Annotated in this window: 12 protein-coding genes; 5 read left to right on the top strand and 7 right to left on the bottom strand. The window is 73.7% G+C overall.

The features are described from left to right. Nucleotides 1-581 precede the first annotated feature (581 nt). Nucleotides 582-1,019: a hypothetical protein gene (locus ACFV88_RS25030; protein ID WP_385494113.1), complete on the bottom strand. Its 438-nt coding sequence runs from the start codon at nt 1,017-1,019 to the stop codon at nt 582-584. 265 nt (nt 1,020-1,284) lie between these two features. Here ACFV88_RS25030 and ACFV88_RS25025 point away from each other — a divergent pair, with 265 nt between their 5' ends. The 4 genes from ACFV88_RS25025 to fxsA all read left to right on the top strand — a co-directional run bounded on the left by ACFV88_RS25025 (nt 1,285) and on the right by fxsA (nt 5,565). After that, a complete protein-coding gene (locus ACFV88_RS25025) occupies nt 1,285-1,725 on the top strand; it encodes an Lrp/AsnC family transcriptional regulator (RefSeq protein WP_385494112.1) in 441 nt (146 codons plus the stop codon). A 102-nt stretch (nt 1,726-1,827) separates the two neighbouring features. Then, the gene (locus tag ACFV88_RS25020; protein WP_385494111.1) at nt 1,828-3,477 is read left to right on the top strand and encodes an amidohydrolase; all 1,650 of its coding nucleotides are present in this window, start codon (nt 1,828-1,830) and stop codon (nt 3,475-3,477) included. Between the two features lie 548 nt (nt 3,478-4,025). Then, entirely contained in the window at nt 4,026-4,889 is an 864-nt protein-coding gene (locus tag ACFV88_RS25015) for a polyprenol monophosphomannose synthase (protein ID WP_385494110.1), read from the top strand. 94 nt (nt 4,890-4,983) lie between these two features. Continuing rightward, nucleotides 4,984-5,565, top strand: coding sequence for an FxsA family membrane protein (gene fxsA / locus ACFV88_RS25010; protein ID WP_385494109.1), 582 nt, complete (start codon nt 4,984-4,986; stop codon nt 5,563-5,565). 120 nt (nt 5,566-5,685) lie between these two features. Here fxsA and ACFV88_RS25005 read toward each other — a convergent pair whose 3' ends face one another. The 4 genes from ACFV88_RS25005 to ACFV88_RS24990 all read right to left on the bottom strand — a co-directional run bounded on the left by ACFV88_RS25005 (nt 5,686) and on the right by ACFV88_RS24990 (nt 9,117). Then, on the bottom strand, nt 5,686-6,060 hold the full coding sequence (locus tag ACFV88_RS25005) for an RNA polymerase-binding protein RbpA (RefSeq protein ID WP_099500427.1): 375 nt from the start codon (nt 6,058-6,060) through the stop codon (nt 5,686-5,688). A gap of 267 nt (nt 6,061-6,327) precedes the next feature. Further along, entirely contained in the window at nt 6,328-7,683 is a 1,356-nt protein-coding gene (locus ACFV88_RS25000) for an MFS transporter (RefSeq protein WP_385494107.1), read from the bottom strand. 58 nt (nt 7,684-7,741) lie between these two features. Next, nucleotides 7,742-8,509, bottom strand: coding sequence for a glycerophosphodiester phosphodiesterase (locus ACFV88_RS24995; RefSeq protein ID WP_385494106.1), 768 nt, complete (start codon nt 8,507-8,509; stop codon nt 7,742-7,744). Next, complete coding sequence (locus tag ACFV88_RS24990; protein ID WP_385494206.1) at nt 8,506-9,117, bottom strand: YitT family protein; 612 nt, start codon at nt 9,115-9,117, stop codon at nt 8,506-8,508. Before ACFV88_RS24990 ends, ACFV88_RS24995 begins: the two co-directional genes overlap by 4 nt. A gap of 205 nt (nt 9,118-9,322) precedes the next feature. Here ACFV88_RS24990 and ACFV88_RS24985 point away from each other — a divergent pair, with 205 nt between their 5' ends. Next, nucleotides 9,323-10,828 (top strand): PLP-dependent aminotransferase family protein, encoded by a 1,506-nt coding sequence (locus ACFV88_RS24985; protein ID WP_385494105.1) that lies wholly within the window; start codon nt 9,323-9,325, stop codon nt 10,826-10,828. 47 nt (nt 10,829-10,875) lie between these two features. Here ACFV88_RS24985 and ACFV88_RS24980 read toward each other — a convergent pair whose 3' ends face one another. Together ACFV88_RS24980 and ACFV88_RS24975 are read right to left on the bottom strand one after the other, a co-directional pair. After that, a complete protein-coding gene (locus ACFV88_RS24980) occupies nt 10,876-12,579 on the bottom strand; it encodes a hypothetical protein (RefSeq protein WP_385494103.1) in 1,704 nt (567 codons plus the stop codon). Between the two features lie 63 nt (nt 12,580-12,642). Then, the gene (locus ACFV88_RS24975) at nt 12,643-12,837 is read right to left on the bottom strand and encodes a hypothetical protein (protein WP_073791794.1); all 195 of its coding nucleotides are present in this window, start codon (nt 12,835-12,837) and stop codon (nt 12,643-12,645) included. Nucleotides 12,838-12,993 lie beyond the last annotated feature (156 nt).

The following is a 12,993-nucleotide window of genomic DNA, read 5'->3' as shown; positions in this document are numbered from 1 at the left end:
CTCCGGGTCGGGGCAGCCGGGCAGCACCCGGCCCCCCGCAGCCCACCGGGCCGCCAGCGCCCGGTAGATGGGCGGATCGGCGTCCGGTGCCGCCGGTGGCGGCCCGGCCGTGAGACGCCCCGGCAGCGGCCGGGGCGCAGGGCGACGCTGCGGGAGCGGCCGCTCGGCGCGGCGTGCCGGGAGCAACGGCCGCGGAATCGATTCTTCAGGCGAGGCGACGAGAACGCGGCGCATCCTGCCCGAACTGGGAAGGGTCGAGGTCATGCGTGGCCAACGCCCGGACGAACACGGCGGTCACCCCCGACGGCGGTCGTGCATGCGTACGACGGTGCCCACGGAAGGGTGACCCGCCGGCACGCCCGCGGACCGCTCCGGGGGGCGGGGCGTCAGACGACCCCCGCTCGGTGGGTCCTGGTCGGGGACGCGGTCCCGGCCCGGCGGTCCGCAAAGCCGCAGCGTCGGGAGACGGTCGTCGCGCCCGTGGCCCCGGACGGCTGCGCCGGGCCGGCGTCCGGACGGGGAACGCCGGAGGAACGGTGCGTGGGTGGGGTGGGTGCGTCGGCGCGGAGGGCGCGGGGCGCTCAGGCCGCGTCGCGCCGCATCTGCGGGACCCGGATGGGACGCGAGCCCGGCCCGCCGACGTGGGAGAACGGCTGGGTGCGCCAGTTGAGCCCCTGGGGGAGCGTCAGCAGCACGGCGGTCTCGCCGTCGGACTCCCGGGTCGCCTCCTCCTCTTCGCCCGCGGGACGGGCCGCGGTGGCGGGGCGCCCCGTGCCGGCGCAGACCTGGAGGCCGAACGGGTTCCAGGGGGTGGGGCACGTCGCGTGCTCCGGGAGGACGTCCTCGTCGTCCAGCAGGGCGATGGGCCGGGCGCAGTCCGGGCAGATCACCCGGAAGATCTCGATGGTGTCGTACGCGTCGAACTCGTCGTCGCCGGGTTCGACGCCCTCCGGCTCGGGCTCGACGACCGGCTGCTGCTTCAGCCGGGACAGACGACCGGGGCGCTTCAGACTCTGCATGTGGGAACTCTCCCCCTCGATGGGCGGGCCGGGCGCTCGGCTTCGGCCACAGCAAGCATTTCCCGTCCGGCCGTGGCGATAATCGCGTCGGATGTCCGGACACCACCAACGGGTTGTGGTGTTCGTCACACAAGCGGGGGAACGGGGGGTGGAGCGGCGGCCGAACGGGCAGCCGAACGGCCGGTCGCGTCACCGATTGGTCTCGGAACGGAGCCGAACGCCCTTACGGTATCCCTGGCGATCATCAGAGCTGTAGGTTTCCGCCATGGAGGAGCTGGATCGTCAGATCGTCGAGTTGCTCGTCAAGGACGGGCGGATGAGCTACACCGACCTCGGCAAGGCCACCGGCCTGTCCACGTCCGCGGTGCACCAACGGGTGCGGCGGCTGGAGCAGCGCGGGGTGATCCGCGGGTACGCCGCGGTCGTCGACCCGGAGGCCGTCGGCCTGCCGCTCACCGCGTTCATCTCGGTGAAACCGTTCGATCCCAGTGCTCCCGACGACATCGCCGAACGCCTGGCCGGCGTACCGGAGATCGAGGCGTGCCACAGCGTGGCCGGGGACGAGAACTACATCCTCAAGGTGCGGGTCGCGACTCCGCGCGCGCTGGAGCACCTGTTGAGTCGGCTGCGCAGCCTCGCCGGGGTGTCCACCCGCACGACCGTGGTTTTGTCGACCCCCTACGAGGCGAGGCCGCCCAAGATCTGAGCCGGCCACCGCTCGGATCTTGGGCGGCCCCGCCCCGCGCCCGGACCGCCCCGCGCCGGACCCGGCGCCGCGGCCCGGCGGGCCTGCCAGGACACTGGTCGCATGAGCCAGCGCACAACCACCCCGGACCGGGCGCCCGACCCGAGCACCGTCCTGCTGCGCGGGGGAGAGATCCACTCACCCGCCGACCCCTTCGCCACCGCGATGGTGGTGTCCCGGGGGCAGGTGGCCTGGGTGGGGTCCGAGGGAGCGGCCGACGCCTTCGCCGCGACCGCCGACGCGACCGTCGACCTGGAGGGCGCGCTCGTCACCCCCGCCTTCACCGACGCCCACGTCCACACCACCTCCACCGGCCTCGCCCTCACCGGTCTCGACCTGACCACGGCCGTCACCCGTGACGCCGCCCTGGAACGCGTCCGGGCCCACGCCAGGGCCCGCCCCGACGACCGGGTGCTCCTCGGCCACGGCTGGGACGCCGCGCGGTGGCCGGACACCCGCCCCCCGACCCGTCAGGAGCTGGACGCCGCCACCGGGGGCCGCCCCCTCTACCTCTCACGCGTCGACGTCCACTCGGCCGTGGTCAGCACCGCCCTCCTCGACCTGGTCCCCGGCATCACCGGCATGGACGGCCACGCCCCCGACGCGCCCCTCACCCGGGACGCCCACCACGCGGTGCGCGCCGCCGCGTTCGCCGCCGTCACCCCCGCCCAGCGCACCGCGGCCCAGCGCGCGGCGCTGCGCCACGCCGCCTCGCTCGGCATCGGCTCCGTGCACGAGTGCGGCGGACCCGAGATCTCCAGCGAGGACGACCTGACCGGGCTGCTGAAGCTGGCCGGCGAGGAGCCCGGGCCCCGCGTCGTCGGCTACTGGGGCGAGCGGGTCACGGGCGCCGCGGACGCCGAACGGATCCGCTCCCTCGGCGCGGTGGGCGCCGCCGGCGACCTCTTCGTCGACGGTTCCCTCGGCTCCCACACCGCCTGCCTGCACGAGCCTTACGCCGACGCACCGCACCGCGGCGCGTCCTACCTCGACGCCGCCGAGGTGACCGCCCACGTCGTCGCCTGCACCGAGGCGGGCCTCCAGGCCGGGTTCCACGCGATCGGCGACGCCGCGGTCAGCGCCGTAGTGGAGGGCTTCCGCGCCGCGGCCGAAAAGGTCGGGCTCGCCCGTGTCCGGGCCGCCCGCCACCGGGTGGAGCACGCGGAGATGCTCACCCCCGAAACGATCGCGGCCTTCGCCGAGCTGGGGCTGACCGCCTCCGTCCAGCCCGCGTTCGACGCCCGGTGGGGCGGGGACGAGGGCATGTACGTCGAACGGCTCGGCGCCGAACGCGCCCGTTCCCTCAACCCCTTCGCCGCGCTGCTGCGCGCCGGGGTCGCCCTGGCCTTCGGCTCCGACAGCCCCGTGACCCCGCTCGACCCCTGGAACACCGTCCGGGCGGCGGCCCACCACCGCACCCCGGAGCACCGGGTGTCCGTGCGGGCCGCCTTCGCCGCCCACACCCGCGGCGGCTGGCGGGCCACCGGACGGGACGACGGGGGCGTGCTGGTGCCCGGAGCGCCGGCCGACTACGCCGTGTGGCGCACCGGGGCGCTGTTGGTCCAGGCCCCCGACGACCGGGTGGCCCGCTGGTCCACCGACCCGCGCTCCGGCACCCCCGGTCTGCCCGACCTGTCTCCGGGGTCCGAGGCGCCCCGGTGCCTGCGCACGGTGGTCGCCGGACGGACGGTGTACGTACGGCCGGGTGAGTGATTGGCGGGGTGGCGCGCATCCGGACGGGGGCGTGGTGCCGCACCGCGCGACCTGCGGGTCCTCGGCGCTGACCTGCGGGTTCCCGGGATCGATGCAGGTCGCGGAGGTATTGACAGGGAGCCGCCGGCGCCGGGTAGGTTCGGCCGGGTCCACCACTGGACGTCCGACCGGCGAACGTCCGCGCAGTCGTCGAACGCCGCTGGGTCAGGGGTGGGGCACCGTGCCCGGTGTCCCACCGCTGGGAGCCAGGCCCAGTTCCCGCGCCTCGGGGGCGGGGGAACGTTCCGCCGGTCGGGGGTCCCCCCGGCTCCCCGAGGAGCCCGGGGCCGCGTGCGACCGATGGGGCCCGGCCGCTCAGTAGACAACGGACCCGGTCGATCCGCAGCCAGCGGGTCCCGGGCCGGACCGAAGGGTTGCCGGGCCCCGATCCGTGCCCCACGGCGCGACACCCGGGCGAAGTCCGGCCCTGCGTGCCGGTTGCGGCACAGGTGTACGGGTCGCGCCCACTATGGTGGACACCTGCGTACGACATGCACGAAGGGGCTCCTGTGAACGACGGCGACGCGATCTCCTCGGCCGGTGCCGAAGAGCGGCGGTTCGGCCCACTGGGTACGGCCTTGGTCATCATCCCGACCTACAACGAGGCCGAGAACATCAAGTCGATCGTCGGTCGCGTCAGGGACTCGGTTCCCGACGCGCACGTCCTCGTCGCCGATGACAACAGCCCGGACGGCACCGGCCGGCTCGCCGACGAGCTCGCCGCCGCGGACGAGCACGTCCACGTGCTGCACCGCAAGGGCAAGGAGGGGCTGGGCGCCGCCTACCTCGCCGGCTTCCGGTGGGGCCTCGCCGAGGGGTACGGCGTCATCATCGAGATGGACGCCGACGGCTCCCACCAGCCCGAGGAACTGCCCCGACTGCTCACCGCGCTCAAGGGGGCCGACCTCGTCCTCGGGTCCCGCTGGGTCCCGGGCGGCCGGGTCGTGAACTGGCCCAAGTCCCGCGAGTTCATCTCCCGCGGCGGCAGCACGTACTCGCGGCTGCTCCTGGACGTGCCGCTCCGCGACGTGACCGGGGGGTACCGCGCCTTCCGCCGGGAGACCCTCGAAGGGCTCGGTCTGACCGAGGTCGCCTCCCAGGGCTACTGCTTCCAGGTCGATCTGGCACGGCGCGCCGTCAAGGCCGGGTTCCACGTCGTCGAGGTGCCCATCACCTTCGTGGAGCGGGTGCACGGCGATTCCAAGATGAGCCGGGACATCCTGGTCGAGGCCCTGTGGCGGGTGACCTCCTGGGGCGTCACGGAACGACTCGGCAAGCTGAGGTCGCACGGCTCCGCGGCCACGCCGAAGAGCGCCGAGCCGACCCCCGCGGAACGCAGCGGTGCCGGGGCCCCGGGCAACGAGAACCGCTGACCCGCGGCGGGCGGGACCCTGAGCGGGGCCCGCGCAGGATTGTTGACCGACCCGCTTTATGCCGGGCGCACGCCCGGCCAGGCACACTGGATGCATGACGACCGGTGTACCGACCCCGCCACGCCCCTCCCGTTCCCGGCCCGGCAAGCTCCGGAGGATCATCCCGCTGGCCCTCGTGGCCTGGTTCGTGCTGGAGATCTGGCTGCTCACGCTGGTCGCCGACGCGGCCGGCGGGTTCGCCGTCCTGCTGCTGCTCGTGGCCGGCGCGGTGCTGGGCGGTGTCGTGATCAAGGCCGCCGGTCGGCGCGCCTTCAAGAATCTCAGCGAGGCCGTCCAGCAGGCCCAGGACGGGGTGCTGCCGCAGAGCCCCCGACCGGGGGAGGGCAGTGGTCTCGTGATGCTCGCGGGGCTGTTCCTGATCGTCCCCGGGATGATCTCCGACGCGGTCGGACTGCTGCTGTTGCTCCCGCCGGTCCGGGGGCTCATCGGGCGGCGGACGGAACGCGCCCTGGAGCGCCGGGTGGCGGCGGCGGGTGGCGGTGACGGTTTCCTCGGGGACGCCTTCCAGCAGGCCCGGATGAGGCGCCCGGACGGGAAGGTCGTCCAGGGCGAGGTGATCCGGGACCGGGAACCCGCTCCCGAGCAGGACGGCCCGCGCCCGCCCCTCACCCCCTGACGGGACCACCTGACGGGAAAGCCCTGACGGGAAAAGCCGCGGGCGGGTGCCCTACCTGAAGGGGCACCCGCCCGGAGGCGATCGAGCTGTTCTGTTTTTCCACCTGCACCCCGGACGGGGTCAGGCGGACTTGCGGCTGTCCCGCGGATGAACGGCGATGTTCATCGCGCCGCTGCGGAGTACGGCAAGCCGCTCCTCAAGGACCTCTTCGAGTTCCTCGCGGGTGCGGCGCTCCATCAGCATGTCCCAATGCGTTCGAGCGGGCTTCGCCTTCTTCTCCTCTGGGCCTTCGCCGTCCACGAGGAGTGCTTGGGCCCCGCAGACCTTGCACTCCCACTCCGGCGGGATCTCCGCCTCCACAGAGAAGGGCATCTCGAATCGATGCCCCTTCTCGCATGCGTACTCCACGGCCTGGCGCGGGGCCAGGTCGATGCCGCGGTCCGTCTCGTAGCTGGTCACCACGAGGCGCGTGCCGCGAAGAGCTCGCTCACTCATGAATCGTGCCTCCCGGGCTTGTCGCCCACAGGACAGGTGTCGCTGTCGTCGTCATCCGGTCAACGTCCGGTCGGCGGTAAAGATTCCCGTTCCGGGCTCCTGCGTCGCCGTCGTAGCCGCAGCCTTGTTGACCAATGCAGTACCCACCCGCGCCCGGTTTGTCACATCTGATAGGAGATGTAACCCAACGTTTCGGCTGGTTTAGCGCGCAGTAACGGTACGCCTGGCAGGCCAAAGGCGTACACTACCGCCCTTTGCCCCCATGCGCTAAATCCGTTCCGGCACCGGATTGCCCGCGTCGCGCACCGCCCGGCGTACCGGAACCCGTGCGAGCAGGAAGAACCCGAGCACGAAGAAGGCCACCAGGGACAGGATCGCGTCCCGATAGCTTCCGGTCACCTGGTACGTCAGGCCGAAGAGCAGCGGGCCGAGCCAGGACATCCCGCGATCGCTCATCTCGTACGCGGAGAAGTACTCCGCCTCCTTGCCCGGCGGCACCAGGTGGGAGAACAACGAGCGCGACAGGGCCTGCGTACCGCCCAGCACCAGACCGATCCCGGCGGCCAGCAGGAAGAAGAAGACGGGGGCCCCGGCCGGCAGGAAGTACCCCGCCCCGAGGATCAGCGTCCAGGCGACCAGTGAGGCCAGGATCGTCCGCTGCGCCCCGTAGGTCCGGGCCAGCCGCCCCATGCCGAGGGCGCCCGCGATCGCGAGGAGCTGGACCAGCAGGACCGCCACGATCAGGGTCGACTGGTCGAGCCCCAGTTCTTCGGAGCCGTACAAGGACGCCTGGGAGATCACGGTCTGCACCCCGTCGTTGTAGACGAGGTACGCGAGCAGGAACGCCAGCGTCAGCGGCTGCCGGCGCATCTCGCGGAAGGTGGCCGCCAACTGCCGCCAGCCGCCGGCGGCGCCCCCGGCGCCCGCAGCCTTCTCCGTGCGGCGGTCACGCAGACGGCGCAGCGGGATCACCGTGAAGGCGCCCCACCACACGCCCGCCGACGCCAGGCAGATCCGCACCGCGGTGCTCTCCGAAACCCCGAAGTCGTCGTGCCGCAGGAACAGGACGAGGTTGGCGACGAGCACCAGCGCGCCCGAGGTGTAACCGAAGGCCCAGCCGCGCGAGGACACCGCGTCCCGCTCCTCGGGACGGGCGATCAGCGGCAGGAACGAGTTGTACAGGACCATCGACACCGCGAGGGACGCATTGGCGACGACGAGCAGGAGGCCGCCGAGCAGATACCGGTCGCCGCCCAACAGGAACATGCCGGCCGTGGCCGACGCTCCGGTGTAGGCCGCGGCGGCCAGCAGCGGCTTGCGGCGACCGGTGCGGTCGGCGACGGCCCCCGCGATCGGCATGATCAGGATCGCGACGATCACCGACAGGGACACCGAGTACGCGAAGAAGGAGCCCGCCCGCACCGGGACGCCGAGCGGGTGCACATAGCCGTCGGCGTCGGCCGCCGCCTTGGCGATCTCGGTCAGGTACGGGCCGAGGAAGACCGTGAGGACCGTCGTCGAGTACACCGAGCAGGCCCAGTCGTAGAGGTACCACCCGTGCTGTTCGCGCCGCCGCTGCCCGGCGTCGTCATCGGGATCCGTCCGCACGGCCCTGGCCCCCACCGGCCCCCTCGCTTCCCCGTCGTGCTCCCCGGCGCGGGAGGCCCGTGCGGGGGTGCGCTCAGACCCACGCGCCCCGGTCCGTGAGGACCGACCGCAGGGTGTCGATGTGATCGGTCATGATGCCATCCACGCCCAGGTCCAGGAGCGCGTGCATGCGTGCGGGGTCGTTCACCGTCCACACGTGCACCGGGAGCCCGCGGGCGTGCGCGGCCCGGACGAAGCGGTGGTCCACCACCCGCACCCCCGTCTGCACCTCGGGGACCTGGACGCACACCGCCGAACCGCGCACCGGAGCCGGCAGCCCGTACGAGCGCAGCCGCAGCCCCAGGACGCCCCGTGCGCCCAGCGAGGTGGCGAGCCGGGGGCCGCCCAGGCGTCGCGCCCTCGCCACCCGGGCCTCCGCGAACGAGCTCACGCAGACCCGGTCCCAGGCCCCGGTGCGCCGGATCAGGTCCAGCAGCGGGAGCACGGCGGACTCGGACTTGGCGTCGACGTTCCAGCGCGCCTCGGGGAACCGGGCCAACAGCTCCTCGAAGAGGGGGACCGGCTCGGTGCCGCCCACCCGTGCCCGGCCCACGGCGGACCAGGGCAGTGCGGTGATCGACCCGGAGCCGTCGGTGACCCGGTCCAGGGTCGCGTCGTGGAAGGCGACGAGCTTGCCGTCGGCGGTGGCGTGGACGTCGGTCTCCAGATAGCGGTAACCCAGCTCCACGGCCCGCCGGAAGGCGGTCACGGTGTTCTCCAGGCCGTCCGCGGCGCCTCCGCGGTGGGCGAACGCGAGCGGAGCGGGGTGGTCCAGATAGGGGTGGTGGGGCTGTGGGGTCACTTGCGCAGTATCGCCCGGCCTCCTCCGGCGACGGGAACCCGGGACGCGGCCCGGGCGGTGAAGAGCCGCAGGAAGAACTGGGCCAGCGGACCGATCGCCAGTGCGTACACGACCGTGCCCGCGCCGACCGTGCCGCCCAGCAGGAACCCGGTGGTGACGACGGCGACCTCCAGGCAGGTGCGGACCAGCCGGATCGACCGCCCGGTCCGCCGATGCAACCCCGTCATCAGGCCGTCGCGCGGGCCGGGGCCGAAGCGCGCGGCGATGTACAGCCCGGTGGCCACGCCGTTCAGCGCCACCGCCGCGACCATCAGCGGGATGCGGACGGCCAGGGCCCGGGCGTCCGGCACCAAGAACAGGGTCGCGTCCATCACGAGGCCGATCACGACGACGTTCGAGACGGTGCCGAGCCCCGGGCGCTGGCGCAGCGGTATCCACAGCAGCAGCACCAGCGCGCCCACGATGATCGTGACCGCACCGATGGTCAGGCCCGTCAGCCCCGCGAGCCCCTGGTGCAGCACGCCCCACGGTTCGAGGCCCAGTCCGGCCTCCACGAGCAGGGCGCAGCTCACCCCGTACAGCGCCAGCCCGCCGTACAGGCGGAGCAGCCGGCGGGGGAGCGGGTCGGGGGGAGCCGCCTCGGGCGCGGGGACGTTCCGCTCGGCGCCGGTCGTTGTGGACGGGGGAGAGGGAGGTGAAGTCGACACAGACACGCGGCGCCCCTGAGTGGTGGTAGTGGCCTGGCTCGTGTCACTCTGTGGCGGGGACGTTGCTTCGTTCCATGGCCAATTCGAGGAAGGTGGACTGAAGAGCATGGCTCAGTGGACCTCAACGGTGGGTTCGGCTCAGCTCGCCCGTCTGCTCACCTCGCAGCAGGCCAGGCCGGCCGGCCCCGGGAGCCGTCGACCGCCCGCGTACCGGGCGCTCGCCGACGGAGTCCGCCTGCTGGTGCTGGAGGGCAGGGTCCCGGTGGGCGCCCGGCTCCCCGCCGAGCGCGAACTCGCCCTCGCGTTGTCGGTGAGCCGCACCACGGTGGCCGCCGCGTACGAGGAGCTGCGCAACGAGGGCTTCCTGGAGTCCCGTCGGGGCGCCGGGAGCTGGACCTCGGTGCCGGCCGGGAACCCCTTCCCCGCGCGCGGCCTCGAACCGCTGCCCCCGGAGGCCCTGGGGTCCATGATCGACTTGGGTTGTGCCGCGCTGCCGGCCCCCGAGCCCTGGCTCACCCGGGCGGTGCACGGCGCCCTGGAGGAACTGCCGCCGTACGCCCACACCCACGGCGACTACCCGGCCGGGCTGCCCGCGCTACGGGAGATGATCGCCGCCCGCTACACCGCACGCGGCATCCCCACCATGCCGGAGCAGATCATGGTCACCACCGGGGCGATGGGAGCCACCGACGCGATCTGTCACCTCTTCGCCGGGCGCGGCGAGCGGATCGCCGTGGAGTCGCCCAGCTACGCCAACATCCTCCAGCTCATGCGGGAGGCCGGCGCCCGGCTCGTCCCGGTCGCGATGGCCGAACGCCTCGGCGGTTGGGACCTGGACCGCTGGCGCCAGGTGCTCCGGGACGCGGCGCCCCGGCTCGCCTACGTCGTCGCCGACTTCCACAACCCGACCGGGGCCCTCATCGGCGAGGACCAGCGGCGCGCCCTGGTGGAGGCCGCCCGCGCCGCGGGAACGGTGCTCATCGTGGACGAGACGATGAGCGAAGTGGCTCTGGAACCGGACCTGACGATGCCCCGCCCCGTCTGCGGGTTCGACCCCGCGGGCTCCACGGTGATCACGGTCGGCTCCGCCAGCAAGGCGTTCTGGGCGGGCATGCGGATCGGCTGGGTCCGGGCCGCCCCCGACCTGATCCGCAGCCTCGTCGCGGCCCGCGCCTTCGCCGACCTCGGCACCCCCGTCCTCGAACAGCTCGCCGTCAACTGGCTGCTGCGCGGCGGCGGCTGGGAGGAGGCCGTCGCGCTGCGCCGCGCCCAGGCCCGCGAGAACCGGGACGCCCTGGTGGCGGCGGTGCGACGGGAGCTGCCCGACTGGGAGTTCGAGGTGCCGGACGGCGGTCTGACGCTGTGGGTGCGCACCGGCGGGCTCTCCGGCTCCCGGTTGGCGGAGGTGGGGGAACGGGTCGGCATCCGGGTTCCGTCCGGCCCCCGTTTCGGGGTGGACGGGGCGTTCGAGGGGTACGTCCGGCTGCCGTTCACGGTCGGCGGCGCGGTCGCCGACGAGGCGGCGGCCCGGCTCGCGGCGGCGGCGCGACTGGTCCGCAGCGGTGCGGCGGGAGCGAACGGGGCCGAGCCCACGCGCACGTTCGTGGCCTGACCCGGGCCGCCCGGGTGGCCTGACCGGGGCGGCCCGGCCGGGGCGGGTCAGCCCTCCAACGCCGCGGCCGCCCGGCGCGAGCGCACGTCCCGGGTGGGTGCGTCCGACACGTCACCCTCCCCGGCGGGCGGCAGGACCTCGACCGGTGCGGAAGCCTCGGCCGGTGGAGAAGCCTCGACGGGTGGAGAAGCCTCGGCCGGCGAAGGAGCCTCGGCGGATGACGGGGCCTCGGCCGGGGGAGGGGTCGCCGCGGCTCGCTCCGGCAGCAGCGCCAGCACGGCCTGCCGGTGCGCCTCGCTGGTCGCCTCGTCGTACGGATCGGGCGTCGCGGGGACCTGCAACCGCAGCACGGGTCCGTCGCCGAGGCGGGCGTACCCCCGGCCCGGCGGCACCTCCTTGACGGGCGTGGTGTGCGGTGCCGCGCCCAGGACCCCTTCGGTGCCCTCGACCACCGGCCCCAGGGTGACCCGCGCCCGGGTGTGCCGTAGGACCGCCTCGGCGAGCGAGTCGAGCGCGTCGTACTGTTCCGCGACCACCACCGTCACGCTCGCGGCCCGGCCGTGCCGCAGCGCGGTCTGGAGCAGGGCCTGTGGATCACGGGTGCCGTCCGCCGCGGCCAGGTGTCCGAGTACCGACGGCCGGTCCACCAGGAGGTACAGCGGGCGCCGGACGTCCTCGGGCGGTGGGCTGCCCGCCCGACGGGCCTCCTGGGCGTCCGTCAACCGCCGTTCCGTCTCGTGCGCCGCCCACCCCAGCCCCGCGAGCGCCCCGGAGAGCCCGGTCTCGACGGCGAGGACGCCGGTACGGCCGATCAGGCACGCGAACTCGCCCGTCCCGGCGCCGTCCACCACCAGGACGTCGCCGTGGGGGAGCGCCTGGAGGGCGAGGGAGCGCAACAGGCTGGTCGTGCCGCTGCCCGGACGTCCGACGGCGAGCAGATGCGGTTCGGTGGACCGGTGGCCGGTGCGCCAGACGACGGGCGGTTCGTCGCGGATGTCGTCGCCGTGGACGACCGGGAGGGTGCGTGGCACGCCGGTGGGGTCGGTGAGGCCGAGCACGAGTTCGCCGGGCGCCGTGACGAACCGCTGCGCGACGATGTCGGTGGGCAGCGGGGACAGTGCGGTGACCGTCAACTCGTTGCCCTCCTCGTCCCAGTCGAAGCGGTACTCGCGCCCGCGCCCCGACTTGGCGTGCAGCACCTGCTCGATACGGGCGCGCGCCGCCGGCTCGCCGTCCGTGAAGTACGCCGGGTAGCGAACCAGGAGGCGCGAGAGGCGGCCGTCGTCGAACTCGAAGGCGCCGAACGCCTGCTCCCAGTCACCGCCGTGGGCGTACAGCGGGTTGGGGTCCTCGGGGACGGAGAAGTACGGGACCAGCGCCTCGTACAGCGAGGTGAGGCGGTGGACTTGGGACTCGTCGGGACCGGCGGGGGTCGCGGGGGCCCGGTCCCGACCGGACCAGGCCGCCGCCGCCATCAGGGTGACCACGGCGACCGCCGGTCCGTACGGGACCAGTGCCACCACCAGGACCAGGGAGGCGGCGACGAACAGCAGACCGCCGCGCCCGTCCTTGGGCGTGGCGGCCCACTTGCGCCGCCCGGCCGCGGACAGCCGGCGCAGTCCGCGCGCGATCGTGATCAGCGGATGGAGGACGTCGGTGGCGCTGTCGGCCGCCGACCTGGCCAGCTCCCGGCTCCGGGCGATCGGTGCGCTGCCGTCGCGCAGCAGACGGGGGAGGGGGCGCCGGACCACGTCGATCTCCTGGGGTGCGTGCGGGGGGTGGGCACGAAAGGGGTGGGCAGGTGCGGCGGAACGTCAGAACTTGATCCCGCCGAGGAGGCTGGCGAGGCTCGCCCCGCCCGCCTTGATGCTGGGGGCGATTGCCGTGCTCGCCAGATAGAAGCCGAACAGGGCGCAGACCACGGCGTGCGAGCCCTTGAGGCCGTCCTTGCGGAAGAACAGGAACACGATGATTCCGAGCAGCACGACGCCTGAGATGGAGAGGATCATGGGGTTTCTCCTGGTCGGTGGGGACAGTCACCATGAGCTGTTCCAGGCTCACAGCAGGTATCCGTACGATAAAAGGTGCAATGGGGTGAATTGCTCGATGTTTCGCCTGAGTGGCGTACGTCTGTTCACCCGTCCGGCAGGGGTTCCCCCGCCCGC

The sequence above is a fragment of the Streptomyces sp. NPDC059816 genome (genome assembly GCF_042732055.1).
GTDB lineage: Bacteria > Actinomycetota > Actinomycetes > Streptomycetales > Streptomycetaceae > Streptomyces.
The sequence above is the reverse complement of the archived record's forward strand: the minus strand, read 5'-3'. Positions and strand labels throughout refer to the sequence as shown.